Origin of the sequence: Streptomyces sp. NPDC021225, from assembly GCF_044332865.1 — a bacterium.
Taxonomy (GTDB): Bacteria; Actinomycetota; Actinomycetes; order Streptomycetales; family Streptomycetaceae; genus Streptomyces.
In genome coordinates this window covers 12,291-30,907 of sequence record NZ_JBIRPV010000019.1, presented here as the reverse complement: position 1 = coordinate 30,907, position 18,617 = coordinate 12,291, and the positions used below count along the sequence as shown (strand labels likewise).

The window sequence follows — 18,617 nt, the reverse complement described above, 5'->3', positions numbered from 1 at the left end:
AACCGGACAACCCCCGCCAAGCCGCTCCGAAAGGCGGCTGATTCAGATGCGAAGGTCAGTCAGCAAATCTGAAATCTCATCCGTTCCAAGCGGTAACAAGGACAGCAGCAACGACCACAAATGGCAAGTGACCTAAATCACGCCAAGCCTTTGGATTGGATGGCCCACCGTCCGATAGGGCGCGATGATCCCCGGATATCGCGCATCGCCCTGTTCAGTCACTCTGGTCCGAAGGTGCGCGGGACGGGAAATGCGGTGAGTCCCGTGACGTACGAGCGGATAGGCCGCGGCCAACCGGCTCGATTACCAGCTCGACCGCGCACGCAATGGCTGATCAGGAGGCCTGTCCGCGCTCTGGCCGTGATCATTCCGGGGCTGCTGAACGCCTTCTTCGCGGACATCCTCAAGGGGGACGGGCCCGAACCCCCGGAGGCTCGATCTGAGGAGCAGGGGCAATTTGGAAACTGCCGGTGTGACGACCGATGGCACCTTCCTGTCGAGGGATGCCCGCCGACCCCGGGCCCCCTCCCGAGGAGGGCGCCCGGGATGCGTTCAGCGTGCCGTGGCGCCGTCCGGGTCGAGCGACCCGAGGGACCCCGGGAAGAGGTATTTCCTCGCCGGGGTGGTGGTGCCGTGTGCCCAGGCGCCGAAGAAGCCGGTGAGGTCCTCGCCGGAGACCTCCTCGACGAGCGCCTCGAACTGCGGCCAGGACGCGTTGTTGTAGCGGTGGTCGCGCTGCCACCGCTTGAGGGTGCCGAAGAACGCCCGATCCCCGACCGTGCGGCGCAGGGCGTGCAGCATCATGGACCCCTTGCTGTACAGGGCACTGGCCAGTTCGCTGCCCTGACCGGGGTCGTACAGCCTCGTCGTCCAGAAGTCGGGGTCCTCCCCGCTCTCCTCCACCATGGAGCGGTAGAAGCCGGTGTCCAGGTCGTCTCCGGACTTCTCCTCGTACCACAGCTGGACGGCGTACTGGGCGAAGCACTCGGCCAGGCAGCCGTCGCGCCAGTCGGAGAGGGAGACGCTGTCGCCGAACCACTGGTGGGTGTTCTCGTGGACCATGGAGACGTCGAAGAACCCCCCGTGGTACGTCGGGCGGCTCTGCGTCTCCAGGGCGAACGGGCCGCTGCCGTCGTCGCCGGCGATGACGATCGCGCCTGCCGAGGAGAACGGGTACGGGCCGAACTTCGAGGCCAGGAAGTCGATGACGTCGGGCAGCAGGTCCTCCGTCTCCGGGTCGGCGGTGGCCCCGGGACTGTAGGCGTGGACGACGGGGGTGCCGTCCGAGAGCTCCGAGGTGTGCAGCGTGAACTTGTCGATGGCGATGGTGCTGAGGAACGTGGCCATCGGCCGGTCCTCGTACCAGCGGAACGTGGTCGTGCCCCGGCCGGTGGTGGTGGCGCCCGGCCTCCCGTTGCCGACCACCGTCCAGCCGTCGGGGACCGTGGCCGTGAGCCGGAAGGTCGCCTTGTCCGAGGGGTGGTCGTTGGCCGGGTACCAGGCCGTGGCGGCGTGCGGCTCGCCCGACACGTTCGCGCCGCCGTCGGCGAGGGTGTGCCAGCCCTCGCCGACCGGTTCGCCGGAGTAGCGGACGCGGACGGAGAAGCGCGCGTTTTCCGCGAGCGGCCGGGCGGGGGTGATGACGAGCTCATGCGCGCCCTCGCGGGAGACGGCGCGTGCGGGTGTGCCGTCCACGGTGACGGAGGTGACCTGGAAGCCTTCCAGGTCGAGGTGGAACCGGTCCAGGTCCTGCGCCGCGACGGCCTGCACCGTGGTGTCGCCCTCCAGGTGGCGGGGGCGGGCCGGGTCGTAGTTCACGCGCACGTCGTACTGCGTGACGTCGTAGCCGGAGTTCCCGTCGTCGGGGTAGTACGGGTCACCGACGCCGGGGCCGCCCGGGGCGGCGGAGGCGGGCAGCGTGGTGAGCACGATGCCGGCGGCCACAGCCGTGGCCAGGGTGGTGGTGCGGCGTTGCCGTTTCCAGCGGGCGGGCATGGTCTGCTCCTTCGGGGGCGGGTCGTCGAGGGGCCGGGAGGAGGGGCGGGGGTCAGCGGCGCGCGGCGAGCTGCCAGACCGCGCTGATGAACGCGTTGGTGCTGAGGGTCTCGGTCTGCGGGTCCACGTTCGCGACGCGGTCGCACGCGTCGTGAGTGCAGTCGTCGATCCCCGTGGCGAAGCCGCCCACCGGGATGCCGGCGTCGCCGAACGACACATGGTCGCTGCCGCCGATGCCGATCTCGAACGTAGGAAGGTTCCGGGCCGCGAACCAGCCCTCGAACGCCGCGGCCGCCGCGGGGTCGTCGTGGACGACGAGCCACTGCCGGATGTCCTTCGCGCCGGCCATGTCCACGTTCAGGTAGACGTCGATCCGGTCGCGTTCGGCGGCGGACAGATCCCGCACATAGGCGGTGGACCCCACCATGCCGGCCTCCTCGGCGCCCCACCAGGCGAACCGCAGACGGCGGTCCGGCGTGAGACCCGCCCTGGACACCTCGAGGGCGGTGGCGAGCAGGGCGGCGGAGCCGGAGCCGTTGTCGTTGATGCCGGGACCGGCCGCCACGCTGTCGAGGTGCGCCCCGGCGAACACGACATGCCCGGGATCGCCACCGGGCCAGTCCGCGACGAGGTTGTAGCCGGTGGCGCCGTCGTGCGTGAAGCGGTGCAGGGTGGTACGGAAACCCGCCTTGTCCAGCGCGGCCTTCACATAGGCGACCGAGTCGCGGTAGCCCCGGGTGCCGTGCGCGCGGTTGCCCCCGTCGCGGTCCGCGATCCGCTGGAGGGCGTCGAGGTGCGGCATGACCTGGTCCGCGGTGACGACAGGCGGAACCAGATCCGCGCGCGGTTCGGCCGCTGCGGCTGAGGCACCCACGAGCGCGGCGCACAGGCCGAGGGCCACGGCCGCGTGGCGGATCCGGGACGACGCGCGCGATCGGGATGTGCGAGGGCCGGCTGTACGGCGACCAGGTGTGCTGATCGGGTCCATCGGTATGGGCCTCTCCGTGATGGGGCGATGGCGAGTGCGCCAGGGCGGTTGCGGTGGCCTGGCGCCCAGACGGAGAGACGGGGTGCCCCCGACGTCGGTTGTAAAGAGATCACAAAGTGCCGGAGCCCGTACCCCGCCCCTCCCGTACGGCTCCACCGAAATTCCTGTGCGCACGGGTACCCAGAGGGCCGTCAGCCGGTCTGGAACTGCCACACCGACCGCAGCGCTCCGAAGGAGTCAGGCATGATGCGACGCATCACCACCACTGCCGGGATTCTGGCCGCCGCAGGAGTCCTCACCCTCTCCATGGCCACCTCGGCCTCCGCCGCCCACGGCGACCTCCGCAACAGCACCTGGCACATCGTCAACCCCAGCGGCTGTGTCGTGGTACCGCTGGAAGACAACAGGTTCCACGTGTACAACTCCACCAACGAATACGCCCTCGCCTACCAGAACATCACCTGCACCGGACCGGTCATCGATGTGATCCCGCCCGGCGGTCGCTCCGCGGAGGGCCCCATCGCCGTTCTGGGCCGAGCCGTCTGGGTCGATTGATGAAACCTCGGGGTGGCGTCTACGCCACCGCGCGGTCGAGCGAGTCCAGCAACCAGGAGTGCGCCTCGCCGACGGTGACGTCCTCGCCCGTGATGTCGCCGACGAGCTCCCAGTAGCGGCGCATGCTCGGGCCTCGATCGACCGCCGCGACGCGTAGCAGGGCGCGCCGGAACGTCGGGCTGTCAGGCGTGCCCTGCCTCGTCGCGTGCGCCTCGACGAACCGGTCGAGCAACGGTCCGGGGCCCGGCTGCTCGCCCGCTCGCACAAGTGGGCGGGCGAGTTCGCACGCCTCGCCGATTCCCCCGTCGAGCAAGGCGTTCTGGTAGGCGACGAACTCTGTGCCGGTACGTGTGCGTGCCCAGATCTGTTGCCGGAGCCGGTGGTCGTCGACGATCGCGACCAGCGTGGCGTAGGCGACCACCTGCTCGGGGGTGGGGTCGTTCGGTGGCTCGGGGACGCTGACGGAGATGAACATGCTGGCGCCGTCCTCGGGCATCGCGGGCAGGGCGAGGCGGCTCCAGAACACCTCGAGCACGTGCTGTGCCGCCCGGCCGTCGGCGACCGTGGCCAGCAGCTCCAACCTCGCGGCCCGCTCGGCCGGTGCCGCTTCCTCGACGGCGCGGAGCGAGGCGCGGCGCCAGGCCAGCGTCGCCAACTCGACATCGATCTCGGCGCGTTCCTGTGCGGCGGCTTCGGCGACGGATCTGCGGCCGCTGAGCACGGCGTCGATCGCCGTCAGCCCGAGCCCGAGTGCGCGCAGCCGACGCAGCAGCGCCAGCCGGTCGACCACATCCGCGGGGAAGCGACGGTGCCCACCGGTGCTGCGGACCGACTCGACGTAGCCCTCGTCGCAGTAGAAGCGGATCGTGCGCACGGGCACACCGGTCAGCTGTGAGAGCTCGCCGATGGACAGGGTGTCCTCGCGCACTTGAACCTCCACCCGGGTGGAGTTCCTACCCTACGCCGCATGACACAGACGGATATCGACCGACTGGCCTCGGGCCTGCTCGCACAGACAGCGGCGTTCGCGGATGCCGTGGACGGCGCCGACTGGGACGCCTTCGTACCGACGTGCCCCGAGTGGCGCCTTCGGGTCCTCGTCGGACACCTCGGGCAGGCACCGCGCTGGGCGGCGGGAATCGTACGCGGCGGCTCGGCCGATGGCATCCCTGATCCGCATGAAGCGATGCCCCCGCAGGACTGGCGGACATGGCTGCTCGCGGGGGCTTCGGAGCTTGTCGAGGCAGTGCTGGCGGTCGGTCCTGACACACCGGTATGGACGCTCGTCGGGCCGGGACCGGCGTCGTTCTGGCTGCGGCAGGCGACACACGACACCTCGGTGCACGCCGTCGATGCCGCGTTGCCCGCCGGTGTGCCGTACGCCCTCGAGCCCGACCTGGCGGCCGACGCGGTGACCCAGTACCTGGAGCTGCTGTCCTCGCCGGCGGCCGCGACATTGAAGCCCGCGGTGGCCTTGTTGTGGGGTGCGGGCTCGATCGGGCTGCGGCCTTCCGAAGAGTCGATCGAGGGGTGGGTGATCACATGCACCCCGACGGGGGTGTCGTGGCGACGGGGCCCGGGGTCGACGGACGTCACCGTGACGGGGGCGGTGGAAGACCTGCTGTTGGTGCTGATGCGACGCCTGCCGCCACAACGCGTGGCGATCGATGGGGACGAGCGGCTGTTCGACCACTGGCTAGCCCATTCGGCGCTGTAGGCGGCAGTCCGGCTGAACAGAGTATGGCTCTCACCGACGGGGGATGCGGTGAGAGCCATACTCAGTGTGGCACAGAATAAGCACCGAAGTACCCGATCCGGGCAGTAAATCTCGCATATATCCATCACTTGGGCCTCACACGTCCCAGCCGCCACAGCGGTGACCACTCCTCGCGGCCCTGCACGGTGCGGGTGGAACGCCCGCGGAGCCACTTGACCTTGCCCGAAGGTGAAGGCCGACAGTGTCCGTGGCAACCAGGCCGCGAGCTGAGCCCGCTCGGCTCCGGCCGAACCCGGATGAGAGGAACCCGCATATGGATGACGACGCTCTCCTGGCAGAGCAAATGGCCTACTACAGGGCGGGCGCGGCCGAATACGACCGGCCCTACGCGGAGCGCGAAGAGCTGAAGCGGTTGCTGGCTGCCGTCGATGAACTCCCGATCGCCGGGGATGTGCTGGAGCTGGCCTGCGGAACGGGCCAGTGGACTCCGAGGCTCGCCGCGCGGGCGCGGTCGGTGACGGCTGTCGACGCGGCGGCCGAGGTGCTGGCCCTCGCCCGGGCGCGCACCGCGTCCCCCACTGTCCGGTTCCTTGAGGCCGACCTGTTCACGTGGCGGCCACCACGGCGCTACGACACGGTGTTCTTCGCCTTCTGGCTCTCGCACGTCCCGCCGACGCGGTTGCCCGACTTCTGGAACACCGTCGCCGCCGCGCTCGCGCCGGGCGGCAGAGCGATCTTCATCGACGACGGCCCCGCCGCTGCCGCGGAGGAGGAGGTTCTCGCGAACCAGCCCGCCCCCGCGGCGCTGCGCCGGCTCGATGACGGCAGTCAGTACCGCATCGTGAAGGTGTTCCACGATGTCCGGACGCTCACGGACGACCTCACGGCGCTGGGCTGGTCGGTCCGCATCCGGCCCGTGGCCGGGAACTTCATCGGCATCGCGGAACCGCCGGCCACCGCCGGCTGAGAAGCCGCGGCCGCGGCGCCCGAGCCGTACAGGTCGGACTTGACCTTCGAGTTGGTTGAAGCTCAATGATCGCCGGGTGCCACATTCCGAACACATGCCGACCCCCGACCCGACTATGGACGCCATCGGCCAAGCCGTCGCCGAAGGCCGAGCCGGCGACACCGCTTCCGCCCGCCGGAAACTCCTGGACCTGTGGTCCGCGACCGGTGTCACCGGCGACCCACTGCACCGCTGCACCATCGCGCACCATCTGGCAGATCTCCACCAAGACCCCGCCCAGGCTCTGATCTGGGACATTCGGGCCTTGGACGCTGCCGACGCCGTGACCGAGCAGCGCGTCCAGGAGCACCACGCCGGCCTTCATATCGCCGGTTTCTACCCGTCCCTGCATCTCAACCTCGCCGACAACCACCGCCGGCTCGGGTCCTTCGAGGCCGCCATCGAGCACATCGACGCGGCCAAGGAGCATGCGCCGAACCTCCCCCAGGACTCCTACGGTGACCTTCTTCGCGAGGCCATCGATCAGGTGGCCGAGGCCATCGACCGGCGGGACACCGCCGCGCGGGCCTCCGCGCCCGGTGCCGGCGCATAGCACTCCCCGCGTCGAAGTGACCCGGTGCTGCCCCGACCGGCCGGGGCAGCACCGCCTGCGGACACGCGGCCGGCGGTCAGCCGGTCGGCGTCCGCTCGCGCTCCTTCCGCTGCGACTGCGGGTTCGCCTCCTCCCGCAGGCCGAAGCGGGTGTACAGCCGCTGTAGCCCCGGGGGCGCCCACCACGTGGCCTTGCCGCCCAGTCGCATCGCGGCGGGGAGCAGCACACCGCGGATGAGTGTCGCGTCCATCAGGACGGCGAGCGGCAGCCCGACGCCGTACGCCTTCACCAGGGAGATGTCCGACGCCGTGAACGCGAGGAAGACGATCGAGATGGCCACGGCGGCGGCGGTCACGATCCGCCCCGTGCGCTCCAGAGCGTGGGTCACGGCCTTCGTCGGGGAACCCGTCAGCTCGTACTCCTCCCGCATGCGGGACAGCAGGAACACCTGGTAGTCCATGGCCAGGCCGAAGGCGAGGCCGAAGAGGATCACCGGGATCGTCGCCGCGATGTTGCCGGTCGTAGTGAAGTCGCCGAACAGCCCGGCCAGATGGCCGTCCTGGAACACCCACACCAGGGCGCCGAACGTCGCCGTCAGGCTGAGCAGGCTGAGCACCACGGCCAGGAAGGGCAGCAGGACACTTCCGGTGACCAGGAACAGCAGCACCAGCATCGCGAGCATCAGCGTGCCCAGCGCGTACGGCAGCGACTCCATCAAGGCGGCCGACGCGTCCTTGTTGGTCGCCGCCATGCCGCCCACCAGGACCTCGAACGGCGCCTCGGTGTCCCTGATCTCGCCGACGAGCTGCCGTGCCTCGTCCGGGCTGTCCGACGCCGGTGTCACCGAGAAGTAGACGGCGCCCTTGGCCGCGAAGCCTCGTGACCGCTCGTCCGGGGGCGTGACAAGGGCTCCTTCCGCGTAGCCGCCGGTGGATGTGCGCACCGCGGCAACACCGGGCAGCGACGACAACCGCTTCGCGTACCCCTCGACGGCCTTCCCGTCCGATCCGCTCTCGGGCGCGACGACCACCAGCGCGTTCTGTCCGCTGCCGACGAAGTCCTCCTTGACGGCGGTCGCGACCTGGCGAGCGGATGACGACTCCGGCATCACGCGCTCGTCCGGCATGCCGATGTTGATACCGAGGAACGGCGCGCCGAGCAGCAGCAGAAAGAGCGTGGCCATCGTGGCGATCGGCAGGGGACGCCGCATCACCAGTGTCGCCAGGCGGTGCCAGAAGCCGTTCGAGGCGGCGGCACCCTCACCGTCCGCGGCCCCGGCGGCGCGCTTCTTGCGGCCGAAGACCCGGCCGCGCTCGATCCGGTCACCCAGGATGACGAGCACCGCGGGAAGCACGAGCAGCGCGGCCGCGCCGGACACCACCGCGGTCAGCACACCCGCATAGCCCATGGACCGCACGGCCATGAGCGGGAACCACACCATGGTGCTGGAGGCCACCGCGACCGTGAGCGTCGAGAAGAGCACCGTCCGGCCGGCCGACGCCATCGTCGCCCGCAGCGCCTCCTCGGTCTGTTTCCCGGAGGCCAGCTCCTCCCGGTAGCGGTTGACGAAGAGCAGGCTGTAGTCGATCGCGAGCCCCAGCCCCAGCAGGGTCACGATGCTCGCGGAGAGGGCCCCGATGGTTGTCACCTCGGCCAGGATCCACATCAGCCCCATGGAGAGCGCCATGGCGACAATGGCGACGATCAGCGGCAGGGCGGCGGCCATCAGGCTTCCGAAGACGAAGACCAGCACGACCAGGGTGAGGGGGATGGCGATGGCCTCGCCGGTCTGGGCGTCCTTCTGCCCCTGCTCCAGAAACTCGACCTGGAACTTCGTATTGCCGCCGAACGTCACGTCGAGACCGGCTCGCTCGCCCTCATAGGCATCGGCCAGCTCGGCCACGCGCTTCTGCGCCGTGGAATCATCGCCGGTCACCATGCCGGTGATCAGGGCCTTGTCGCCCTTTCGGCTCTTCATCCGGGGCGGTTTGCCCGCCGCCCAATAGGAGGTGACGTTCTCGACTCCGGGCTCCTCGCTCAGCTCCCGGGTGAGCTTGCCGGCCGTGGCCTCGACGGCGGGATCGTCCACACTGCCGTCGACGGCGACGAGCACGGTGAGGTTGGGCTGACCTTGGCCAAATGTGCTCGAGAGCGTCCTGACAGCGCGCCCGGACTCCGAGTTCGGGTCGTCGAACCCTCCGGCGGCCAATTTGCCGAAGAGGGTGGTACTCGCCGCTCCCCCGGCCACGGCGAGCAGAAGACTGACGACGAGAACCGCCACTCGGCGCCGGATGACCAGTCCGGCCAGTCCGTCAAACATTTTTCTGTCCTTTCCAGAACTCGGTATGTGGAGCACTACCGCCCTCTGGACGGACCGGGCCGCCCCGGATGTGACATCACGGGTCCCCGGCAGCCGACCGGGATCGCTCGTCGTCGGTGGCTGATACGTTGACCGGCCCGGACAGCGCTGGGGTCGGGAGTGTGATGGGGACGATCCTCAAGGGGATGCACCGCGTTCGGTGGCATGAGTTGACACATGCGTACGGATCCGCGGAAGACGTTCCGGGCCGGCTGTCGCGGGTGGCGTGGGGTGACGCCAGGACGAGCGCTGAGGCGCTGAGCGATCTCGGCCTGTGGCTGGGTGAGCTGGCGGTCTTCGACGCGACCGTCGCGGCGGTTCCGTTCCTGTGGGATCTCGCGGTGGCCGATGGCGTCACCGATCGGCCTGGGGTGATCGAACTGCTTCAGGCGATCCTCGAACACGCGAACGCTGCCCAGATCGAGGTCCAGCACGCGGCTCACCGTGCCGTGCTCGACGGAAGGAGCACGGCGGGCGTGCTGACCGGTGACGAGGATCCCGCGGTGCGGGTGGCGGCTCGCGGTCTGGCGGCCGCGATCGACGGCCACGTCTGTGCGTCCTGCCGCCCGGCCTGATGGCCGGCCTTGTGCCGTCCCGCGCCCCGGACCGGGCAGGCCCTCCGCGCGGACCCGCCCGGCCGACTGCGTCCGGACCTACAGCTTGCCGCGCATCAGCAGATGCCCCCTGCGGCGCCTCTCTCCCTCACGCGGCTCGCGCAGCATCCGGCCGACTTCGGTGAACTCCGCCGCGCGAGCCAGGCCGGCAAGCTCATCGATCGGCCACTGATAGGCCGGCGCCACCTTGTGGTCGAACTCCTCCACCGGGCCGCCCTCGGACTCGAAGAAGCCGAGCAGGAGGTAGCCGCCCGGGGCCAGCACCCGGCGGAACTCCTCGAAGTACGACGGTATTTCCCGGGGCGGGGTGTGGATGAGCGAATACCAGGACACGATGCCGGCCAGCGCACCGTCGGCCAGGTCCAGGGCGTCCATCGAACCGACCTCGAAACGCAGGTCGGGGTATGCCTCGCGGGCAAGGTCGATCATCACGGGCGACAGATCGACGCCAAAGATGTTCAGCCCCAGGTTCCGCAGGTGCGCCGTCACACGGCCCGGGCCACATCCGAGCTCCGCGACGAGCCCGGCGTCGTCGGGCCGCACGGAGTCGGCGAACGCGGCGAGTACCGCGCGATCCAAGGGGAGATCGTCGAGTTCATTTCGAACGAATTCGGCATACGGAACGGCCATGGCATCGTAGGCCGACGCCGTAACACTCAGATACGAGGATGCAGACACACGGCGGACCCTACCGAGTCCTCGGAGACAGCGGGCCGCCTCGCGTCGACTACCCGCCCAGGGGCCAGACTCGGAGGCCGTCGCCGCCCGATGTGACGAAGGCGGGGCGACCGTGCAGTTCGATGATGCGGATGGCCGGAATGCGGCGCTGCCGGCTGTCGCCGGTGTGGGCTGTGAAGGGCTCTGCCAACGGGCGCCGGTTCTCGAGATCCCAGGTGTGGACGGTGCCGTCCTCGGCGCCGACCACGGCCACCTGGCGGCCCTTCAGCCACGCGACGTCCATGCAGCTGATGTCGCCCCCTGGCACGGGGAGAGGATCCTCCCACCGGCCCGTGCCGAGGTCGCCCAGTCGCAGGGTCGTGCCGCCGGCGGCCAGGACGCACGGGCGGCCGTCCACGGACACCACGGCGACTCCCTCGACGACGCTGTCGAGCTCTTCGAACGTCATCACCGGGGCCTCTTCGCGGAGGTCCCACAGCCACACCTCGCCGTCCCAGCTGCCGGACACGAGGAGGGAGCGATCCCCGAGCCTCCCCGCCGCGACGGCACCGACGCCGGCATACGAGCCGTGGTCCGACAGGGACAGCTCCATGGACTCCGGCTCGCCTTCTTCAGGGTCGACCTCTTCCACGGGGTCGGACAGGAGGATCACCGAGCCCGTGCCGCCGCCGGCGAACCAGGTGCGGCCGTCAAGCTCCACCGTGGTCGTCGAGGCCACGCCGGCCAGGTCGTCCCGCTCCGAGGCCCGCACAGCGCCGCTGTCGAGATACCACTGCGCGAAACCCTGATGTTCCCCTCCGCCACCGACCACGATCCGTCCTCCGGCGACGGTGGCGCCGACCGTGGTCACCTCCACCTCATCCGTCAACTGGTGTTCGGTCCACCGGTCATCGAGCAAGGACCACATGGCCGCCGAGTGGCCGCAGGCACAGACCGCCAGGGGGCGGCCGGAGACATGGACAACATCGAAATCCTCTACAGAGCCGTGCGGACACGTGGTGGACAACAGGGGAACTCGTGACGCCATGCCGGGGACTATAGATCCGTGGACACGATCGACACACCCGTACCGGGTTTCCGGCTCGCCTGGCGCGGCAACCACTATTCCGGCACGCCCGTCGACGACATGTGGCTGGCCGTCCTCAAGACGTTGGACGGGGTGTGGTGGTTCGACGCGTATTTCATCGGACGCGTGCCGTTGCGCGGTGGCGTGGCACGGGCTGCCGCGTTCGCCCGGTGGCTGCTGGCAGCCCCGCCCGATGGCCCGTACGAGACGGAGTTCGTGCTCGTTCGCGGCGAGCCACAGGCCGGAACGCGGCAGATCGCGGAGGGCACCCTGCTGACGGTCGAGCTGCTGATGGGCCGCGAACAACCCGGCGGGCCCGAGTTCCTTCAGGTGCTGCTGTTCGGCGAGACGCCGGTGCGCCACCTCGCCTTCGAAGTGTGCGCGCCACTGGACTGCCAGCCGATGCCACGCGCCGAGCTCGAACGCGCGGCGACCGGACTCCTCACGATCTGTGCCGAAGAACTCCCGGAGGCCGATGTCTGAGCGCGCACGTCGCGTCGGCGCTTTTTCCCCCGGGCGCCGCATGCCGGAACCACGCGGAGCGCGGTCCGCTCGGCAACCCTGGAGGCATGACACACCGGACCAGCCCGCAGGACTCGCAGCCCCGGCCGCCCACGGGTGCCGCGCATGCCGACTACAGCGGCGCCGTCTACGGCTCGCTGCTCGCCGCCTCCGTGGTGGCCGGCGCCGGAACGCTCGGCTCGTTCCCGCGGCTGGAACTCGCCTTGCTGCTGTTGTGTACCGGGGTGGTGTTCTGGGCCGCGCACGTCTTCTCCCGGCTCTTCGGGGCGCGGATGGTGCGTCAGTCGCTGAGCTGGAAGCAGGTCCGCCGCGTGTGTGCCGACGAGCGGCCGATCGTCGAGGCGGCCGTGCCACCGGCCGCTGCCGTGGCGATCAGTCCGCTCCTCGGACTGGGGGTCCCCGGAGCGGCATGGCTGGCGCTCGCCGTCGCCCTGGCCGAGCAGGTCGGCTGGGCGAGCCTCGCCGCCGTCCGGGCAGGCGCCTCAGTCCGCCTCACCATGCTCGCGGGCACGGTCAATCTTCTCCTCGGGCTCGTCATCGTGGTCCTCAAGGTCTCGCTCCACCACTGACTGGCCATCCGGTTCAAAAAGCGCGTTCAGGCCGGTGTCGAGCATCCCGCGACACTCGACTTGCCCGAGGCGCTGTTGCCGCGCAGAACGACCAGCCGGGTTGCTCCATTGCCCACCATCACCCGCGTCACGCTACCGGTGGTGGCCGGCCGTCGAGGCGGCCCGAGGGCGGGCCGTTACGCGCCAACGCGCCCTGTTGAAGCCCTTTTGCGCACCTCACAATGGGCTGGTCACGCTGTCCGTCGCGGGAGGTCGTCCTTGTCCGATTCCACTCCGGTCTCCTCCCTCGATGCCGGGGCTCCGCTCGTGGATCCTCAGCTGGCGCGCTATATGGCCGAGCACGCGGCCCCGGCCGTCTGTGCCGACGCGCTGATCCGCGACGGCCAGGGGCGGATCCTGCTGGTCGACCCGGTGTACAAGGACGGGTGGGACCTGCCCGGCGGGATGCTCGAGGACGAGGAACCGGCTTCCGCGCTGGTCCGGGAGCTGGGTGAGGAGCTCGGCCTCGGGGTGGACGTCGGCCGGCTGCTGGCCGTCGACAGCATCCCCGCCTCGGTGTACGGGCGCACCGTTCTGGCCTTCGTCTACGCCGGCCACCTGCCCGACGACCAGGCCCCGACGGCGTTGGTCCCACAGGACGGTGAGATCCGTACGGCCGAATTCCTCCCCGAAGGGAAGGCACTGGAGCTGCTGCCGCCGCCGCTGCGCCGCCGCCTGGCCGCCGCGCTCGCCGCCGAGCGCGGCTCGCACACGGCGGTGTTGCGCGACGGCCATCGGCCGCCACCTCGGCGGCGCGACCACTACGCGCTGCTGCCCGCGCCGATGATGGCGGCCACCGTGCTCGTCACCGACACGGCCGGGCGCGTCCTGGTGCTCGAGCCGACCTACAAGGACCACTTGGAGCTGCCCGGGGGGATGGTCGAGGCCGACGAGTCGCCCGCGCAGGCGGCCGCCCGCGAGCTGGCGGAGGAGCTGGGGCTGACCGTTCCGGTCGGGCGGCTGCTGGCGGTGGACACCTCCGCGGCGGCCGGCCGGCATGGCCGCGCCCTCACCTGCATGGTCTTCGCCGCGCCGCCGTTGAGTCCCGACCGGGCCGAGCGACTGAGCTTCCCGGACGGGGAGATCCGCGCCGCGTACTGGCTGGACCGCGGTGCGGCCGCGCGGCGGTTGCCCGCCCGGCTGGCCGCCCGGGTGTCGGCCGGTCTTGACGCCCTGGCGGCGGGCGGCGTCATCCACCTGGAGCGGGGCGAGCCGGCCGCCCCGTCGGCCGAGGCGGCCGTTGAGGAGCGGGCGGCCCAGGCCCGCGCGGCGATGGTCGACCGGCTGACGGCCGACGGGGTACTGACCGACCCCGGCGTCCGACAGGCCCTGCTCGCGGTGCGGCGTGAAGTCCTGCTCCCCCGCTGCTACATCCGACGCCCCACCGCCGCCGGGCAGCCGAAGGCCTGGCAGCTGCTGGACGGCGCGGACCCCCGCGACCGGGACGAGTGGCTGGCCTGGATCCACGACGGGGACTCGGTGATGGTCCAGCACCGCGGTGAGCCGCTGGACGCCCCTCGGCGCGGCCAGATCGTCACGGGCGGCGGGTTCACCGGGATGTCCACCGGCATGGCCGCCGTGGTCAAGGGCCTTCAGGCGCTGGGCCTGACGGCCGGGGACCGGGTGCTGGAGTCGGGCACCGGCCCGGGGCTGGTGACGGCCGCGCTGTGCGAGATCCTCGGTGACGCCTCGGTCACCACGATCGAGGTCGATCCTCATCAGGCCGCCGCCGCCCGCTCGCGCCTGGCCGCCCTCGGGTATCGGCCCAGGGTGGTGCGGGGTGATGGGCTGGACGGCTGTCGCGGTGAGCTCTTCGACAAGATCTTGGTGTCGTTCGCGGCGCGCGGTCTGCCGCCCGCCCTGACGGCGCAGCTGGCCGACGGCGGGACGCTGCTGGCGCCGGTCACCACCGGCGCGGTCGGCTGGCCGGCCCAGGCCGTGGTCCGGCGCACCGGCGACGCGCTCGACGCCGTGCTGCGGCCGGTCCCCACGGGGTATCGGCCGGGCCTGGGCGTGGACCTGGTCGTCGCGCCCGACCGGATGCCCGTCGGCCCGGTCACCGTTCACCGCGATCGCCCCGCCCCGCCCGAGGAGGCCGGGTTCTGGCTCGCCGTCGGCCATCTCGTGCCCGGTCTGGTACGGGTCGTCGGCGCCGACCGGCTGACCCTGTACGCCCCGGCCGAGGAGTCGTGTGTCGTCGTCCGCTCCGACGGCGACTCCTGGTGCGTCGAGCGCACGGGCCCCCGGGACATCTGGGCCGAGGTGGAGAGCGTCCACCGCCGCTGGCTCCGGGCCGGCCGACCGGACCACTACCGTCTCGACCTCGCCGATCCCGCTGTCCAGCGGGTGTACGGCGGCGCGGGGGCGCATCCGCTGACGTGGCGCCTGCCTCGAACGCCTCTTCTCCCTTTGGCGGCTGGGGAGTTGGGTACCGCATCGGCCGAACCAACGGCACAATGAAGCGGCTGGACCACATCCGCCGGGCATCGGCGGCCGCTCAAGGAGGTTCGGGTGAAGACCGTACGCCGTACCTGGAGACGCTTCCGGCTGATCGCCGCGGTGTCCGGCCTGTTCACCGCGGCTGCCCTCGCCACGGTCGGGACGAGCGCGGCCGCTCCCTCATCGGCCTCCGCCACCGCCGCCGCCTCGGCCGTCGAGTCCCTGGACGTCGCGGGCACCGCCTGGACCGTGGACGAACGCACCGGGACGCTGCGTGTGTTCGCCGGCTCCAGCGTCTCCGGCGACGACCTGGCGAGGCTCGACCGTACTGCCGAGCGCTTCGGCGGCGCCGTGGCCGTGGAACGGCTCGGCGGCACGCTGCGGACCTTCCTCTCGGGAGGCGACGGCGTCTATTCCTCCGGGGGCGCGCGCTGCTCGGTCGGGGTCAATGTCCAGAGCGGCTCCACGTACTACTTCATCACGGCCGGCCACTGCACCGACACCCTGCCGACCTGGTACACGGGCTCCGATCTGGCCACCGCCGTCGGCCCGACGACCGCGACCAGTTTCCCCGGCGACGACTACGGCGTGGTCCGCTATGCCAACACGGCCGTGCCGCACCCCGGGACCGTCGGCACCGTCGACATCACCGGAACCGCGACCGCCTACGTCGGCCAGCAGGTCTGCACTCGGGGTGCCACGACCGGCGTCCGCTGCGGCCGGGTGACGGGGCTCAACGCCACCGTCAACTACGGCGGCGGTGACATCGTCTACGGCCTGATCCAGACCAACATCTGCGCGGAGCCCGGTGACAGCGGTGGCCCGCTCTACGCGGGCGACAAGATCATCGGCATTCTGTCCGGCGGCACCGGGGACTGCGCCACGGGGGGCAGCACCTACTACCAGCCCATCCAGGAAGTGCTGAGCGCCTACGGCCTCACCGTCTACTGACCGGACCGCGCCGGAGGAGACGTCGGGGCCGGGTGCCGCGAGCGGTGCCATCGACGGCGCGCCGCGGGGTACCGTCATCGGCAGGCCCTGGCCCCGACCTCGAGGAGGTGCGCATGAGCGCACAGCCCGACCACTCCGTCGACCGCAAGGTCGCCGCCATTCCCCACACGATCAACGCCATCGGTGAGGCCTTGAGCGGCGAGCAGCGGGCCCGCTTCTACGGGGAGGTCCTGGCCGCCGAGGAGGCCGTCGTTCCCGCGGTGATGCGCTCGTGGTGGAAGATCGCGATGCTCGCGAAGGCCCCGTCCGCCGAGCACAGCCGCGCGAATGCCGCCGCCGGGCGGAATCTCGTCAGCATCGACGACCTCCTGACCCGGCTCGAGGGAGCCCACGGGTGAACCGTGAGCGCCCCCGGCCGGGCTGGGCTGCCTATATCGAGGAGACTCCGGCCGCCGCCATCTTGGCGATGCCCTCGGATCTGGCCAAGAAGGTCGCCAACTACATCGCCGCTCTGGCGCTCGAAGCGGGCGGCGCGCTCGACCGGCTCAGGCAGCCGCCCGGCGACCCGATGGACGACCACGGCACGCGGTTCAGCATCCAGGTCGCGGGCGAGCCCGTCATCATCGAGTACAGCGTCCACCACGACGTCCGGGCGATCCGGATTCCGGTCGTGGTCTGGATCGACTGACCGGGCGGTGGGGCGGGTCAGCCCAGGGCGCGGTCGAGGTTGAAGGCGGCGCTGATGAGGGAGAGATGGGTGAAGGCCTGGGGGAAGTTGCCGAGCTGTTCGCCGGTGGGGCCGATCTCCTCGGCGTACAGGCCCAGGTGGTTGGAGTAGGTGAGCATCTTCTCGAAGGCCAGCCGGGCCTCTTCCAGGCGGCCGGCCCGGGTGAGGGCCTCGACGTACCAGAAGGAGCAGATCGAGAAGGTGCCCTCGGTGCCGGGCAGGCCGTCCGAGCTGAGGAAGGGGTCGTAGCGGTAGACCAGGGAGTCGGAGACGAGCTCCGCCGTCAGGGCGTCCAGCGTCGCGAGCCACTTGGGGTCGACCGGGGAGACGAACTTGGCGAGCGGCATCATCAGCACCGAGGCGTCCAGGGCGTCGTGGTCCAGTTGCTGGGCGAAGGCCCCGCGCTGCTGGGACCAGCCGCGTGTCATGATCTGCCGGTAGATGGCGTCGCGGCTGCTCCGCCAGCGCGGAAGGTCGGCGGGCAGGCCACGGCGGTTGGCCACGCGTATGGCGCGCTCGATGGCCACCCAGCACATGAGGCGCGAGTACAGGAAGTTCTGCCGTCCGGCGCGGATCTCCCAGATGCCCTCGTCGGGCTGGTCCCAGTGATCGCAGACCCAGTTGACCAGGTAGCCCACCTCGTCCCAGTGGTCGCTGCTGATGGGGTGTCCCCACTTGTCGTACAGATAGACCGAGTCGATGAGCGCTCCGTAGATGTCCAGCTGGAGCTGGTTCACGGCGCCGTTTCCCACCCGGACCGGGGACGACCCCAAGTAGCCTTCAAGATGGGTCAGTTCGCGCTCGGCGAGCTCGCGGCGCCCGTCGATGCCGTACATGATCTGAAGGGGCCCGGCGGGGCCGTCCTCGCACATGATGCAGTGCTCGGACAGAAAGCCCATGAACGCCTCGGCCTCCGAGGTGAAGCCCAGGCGGAGCAGGGCGTAGACGCAGAAGGCGGCGTCGCGGACCCACATGTAGCGGTAGTCCCAGTTGCGCTCGCGGCCGATCGCCTCCGGCAGGCTGGTGGTGGCGGCGGCCACGATGGCGCCGGTGGGCGCGTAGGTGAGGAGTTTGAGGGTGAGCGCGGAGCGCTGGACCATTTCGCGCCACCGTCCGTGGTAGCGCGAGGCGCTCAGCCATGTGCGCCAGAAGCGCACCGTGGCCTCGAACTCGGCCCCGGCCTCGCGCCGGGCGCAGCCGAGGAGGGCGATCTCGTCGCCGACCCGGTCGAGGGCGAAGACCGCGGACTCGCCTTCGAGCAGTTTGAAGCGTGACCGCACGTCCTGGCCGTCGCACTCCAGCGGCACGGTGGAGGTCAGGGCCAGGGACAGGGAGCGGGACTCGAAGAGCACCCGGTCGCCCTGGAGGCTCGCGGTGTGCGGCTCGGCCCCGTAGCCGAAGCGGGGCGCCACCCGCGCGGTGAACGGGAGGGTGCCTCGTACGCAGCGCACCCGTCTGATCAGCCGGTGCCGGACGGAGTCGCGGGACTCGTCGACGACGGGCATGAAGTCCTGGATCTCCCCCGCGCCGTCGGCGGAGGAGAAGCGGGTGATCAGCACGTTGGTGTCGGGGAAGTAGAACTGGCGGGTCCGCGCGGGGACGTCGGTGGCCAGCTCGAAGGATCCGCCCCGTTCCGCGTCGAGGATCGAGCCGAACACGCTGGGCGCGTCGAAGCGCGGGCAGCAGTACCAGTCGATCGTGCCGTTGGTGCCGACCAGGGCGACGGTGCGCAGGTCGCCGATCAGTCCGTGATCGGCGATCGGCAGATAGCGCGAGGAGGCCGTCGGGCAGCCCGTCTGCTGTCCGTATTCGGTGATGTCGAACACCATGCCGGGCCTC

18 protein-coding genes and 1 pseudogene are annotated in these 18,617 nt (G+C 70.7%); 11 read left to right on the top strand and 8 right to left on the bottom strand.

All coding sequences use genetic code 11. The features are described 5' to 3' along the window. Positions 1-552: 552 nt before the first annotated feature. The gene (locus tag ACH4S9_RS44065) at positions 553-1,995 is read right to left on the bottom strand and encodes a M1 family metallopeptidase (protein WP_398377185.1); all 1,443 of its coding nucleotides are present in this window, start codon (positions 1,993-1,995) and stop codon (positions 553-555) included. A gap of 52 nt (positions 1,996-2,047) precedes the next feature. Next, positions 2,048-2,797: a M20/M25/M40 family metallo-hydrolase gene (locus ACH4S9_RS44060; protein WP_398377183.1), complete on the bottom strand. Its 750-nt coding sequence runs from the start codon at positions 2,795-2,797 to the stop codon at positions 2,048-2,050. A 429-nt stretch (positions 2,798-3,226) separates the two neighbouring features. On the opposite strand from ACH4S9_RS44060, the gene ACH4S9_RS44055 reads away from it, so the two are divergent. Next, entirely contained in the window at positions 3,227-3,538 is a 312-nt protein-coding gene (locus ACH4S9_RS44055; protein ID WP_385342897.1) for a hypothetical protein, read from the top strand. Positions 3,539-3,557: 19 nt separating this feature from the next. On the opposite strand, the gene ACH4S9_RS44050 is transcribed toward ACH4S9_RS44055, so the two are convergent. Further along, positions 3,558-4,466: a MerR family transcriptional regulator gene (locus tag ACH4S9_RS44050; RefSeq protein ID WP_398377181.1), complete on the bottom strand. Its 909-nt coding sequence runs from the start codon at positions 4,464-4,466 to the stop codon at positions 3,558-3,560. Positions 4,467-4,505: 39 nt separating this feature from the next. On the opposite strand from ACH4S9_RS44050, the gene ACH4S9_RS44045 reads away from it, so the two are divergent. The 3 genes from ACH4S9_RS44045 (at position 4,506) to ACH4S9_RS44035 (ending at position 6,814) form a co-directional block, all read left to right on the top strand. After that, positions 4,506-5,255: a maleylpyruvate isomerase family mycothiol-dependent enzyme gene (locus ACH4S9_RS44045; RefSeq protein ID WP_311728079.1), complete on the top strand. Its 750-nt coding sequence runs from the start codon at positions 4,506-4,508 to the stop codon at positions 5,253-5,255. 313 nt (positions 5,256-5,568) lie between these two features. Then, a complete protein-coding gene (locus tag ACH4S9_RS44040; protein ID WP_398377179.1) occupies positions 5,569-6,222 on the top strand; it encodes a class I SAM-dependent methyltransferase in 654 nt (217 codons plus the stop codon). Positions 6,223-6,316: 94 nt separating this feature from the next. Next, the gene (locus tag ACH4S9_RS44035; RefSeq protein WP_398377177.1) at positions 6,317-6,814 is read left to right on the top strand and encodes a hypothetical protein; all 498 of its coding nucleotides are present in this window, start codon (positions 6,317-6,319) and stop codon (positions 6,812-6,814) included. A 76-nt stretch (positions 6,815-6,890) separates the two neighbouring features. Here ACH4S9_RS44035 and ACH4S9_RS44030 read toward each other — a convergent pair whose 3' ends face one another. Beyond that, the gene (locus tag ACH4S9_RS44030; RefSeq protein WP_398377175.1) at positions 6,891-9,134 is read right to left on the bottom strand and encodes an MMPL family transporter; all 2,244 of its coding nucleotides are present in this window, start codon (positions 9,132-9,134) and stop codon (positions 6,891-6,893) included. Positions 9,135-9,262: 128 nt separating this feature from the next. Between ACH4S9_RS44030 and ACH4S9_RS44025 the strand changes: the two genes are divergently transcribed. Continuing rightward, on the top strand, positions 9,263-9,748 hold the full coding sequence (locus tag ACH4S9_RS44025; RefSeq protein ID WP_398377173.1) for a hypothetical protein: 486 nt from the start codon (positions 9,263-9,265) through the stop codon (positions 9,746-9,748). Between the two features lie 78 nt (positions 9,749-9,826). On the opposite strand, the gene ACH4S9_RS44020 is transcribed toward ACH4S9_RS44025, so the two are convergent. Both ACH4S9_RS44020 and ACH4S9_RS44015 read right to left on the bottom strand, forming a co-directional pair. After that, positions 9,827-10,417, bottom strand: a complete 591-nt coding sequence (locus ACH4S9_RS44020; protein WP_385343084.1) for a class I SAM-dependent methyltransferase — start codon at positions 10,415-10,417, stop codon at positions 9,827-9,829. Between the two features lie 97 nt (positions 10,418-10,514). After that, complete coding sequence (locus tag ACH4S9_RS44015; protein WP_398377172.1) at positions 10,515-11,363, bottom strand: hypothetical protein; 849 nt, start codon at positions 11,361-11,363, stop codon at positions 10,515-10,517. A 147-nt stretch (positions 11,364-11,510) separates the two neighbouring features. Here ACH4S9_RS44015 and ACH4S9_RS44010 point away from each other — a divergent pair, with 147 nt between their 5' ends. Both ACH4S9_RS44010 and ACH4S9_RS44005 read left to right on the top strand, forming a co-directional pair. Next, on the top strand, positions 11,511-12,014 hold the full coding sequence (locus ACH4S9_RS44010; protein ID WP_398377170.1) for a hypothetical protein: 504 nt from the start codon (positions 11,511-11,513) through the stop codon (positions 12,012-12,014). An 86-nt stretch (positions 12,015-12,100) separates the two neighbouring features. Beyond that, positions 12,101-12,622, top strand: a complete 522-nt coding sequence (locus ACH4S9_RS44005; protein ID WP_311728086.1) for a hypothetical protein — start codon at positions 12,101-12,103, stop codon at positions 12,620-12,622. A gap of 47 nt (positions 12,623-12,669) precedes the next feature. Here ACH4S9_RS44005 and ACH4S9_RS44000 read toward each other — a convergent pair. Further along, positions 12,670-12,741, bottom strand: a pseudogene (locus ACH4S9_RS44000) (kinase); the annotation flags it as partial. 139 nt (positions 12,742-12,880) lie between these two features. On the opposite strand from ACH4S9_RS44000, the gene ACH4S9_RS43995 reads away from it, so the two are divergent. From ACH4S9_RS43995 to ACH4S9_RS43980, 4 genes are all read left to right on the top strand, one after another. Then, a complete protein-coding gene (locus tag ACH4S9_RS43995) occupies positions 12,881-15,121 on the top strand; it encodes an NUDIX domain-containing protein (protein ID WP_398377169.1) in 2,241 nt (746 codons plus the stop codon). 51 nt (positions 15,122-15,172) lie between these two features. After that, on the top strand, positions 15,173-16,051 hold the full coding sequence (locus ACH4S9_RS43990; protein ID WP_311728089.1) for a S1 family peptidase: 879 nt from the start codon (positions 15,173-15,175) through the stop codon (positions 16,049-16,051). 113 nt (positions 16,052-16,164) lie between these two features. After that, positions 16,165-16,449 carry a hypothetical protein gene (locus ACH4S9_RS43985; RefSeq protein WP_358845579.1) on the top strand — a complete coding sequence of 95 codons (285 nt, stop codon included), beginning with the start codon at positions 16,165-16,167 and terminating at the stop codon, positions 16,447-16,449. Further along, positions 16,446-16,739, top strand: coding sequence for a hypothetical protein (locus ACH4S9_RS43980; protein WP_311728091.1), 294 nt, complete (start codon positions 16,446-16,448; stop codon positions 16,737-16,739). The genes ACH4S9_RS43985 and ACH4S9_RS43980 overlap by 4 nt, the downstream gene beginning before the upstream one ends. A gap of 17 nt (positions 16,740-16,756) precedes the next feature. On the opposite strand, the gene ACH4S9_RS43975 is transcribed toward ACH4S9_RS43980, so the two are convergent. Next, positions 16,757-18,607 carry a glycoside hydrolase family 15 protein gene (locus tag ACH4S9_RS43975; RefSeq protein WP_398377168.1) on the bottom strand — a complete coding sequence of 617 codons (1,851 nt, stop codon included), beginning with the start codon at positions 18,605-18,607 and terminating at the stop codon, positions 16,757-16,759. Positions 18,608-18,617 lie beyond the last annotated feature (10 nt).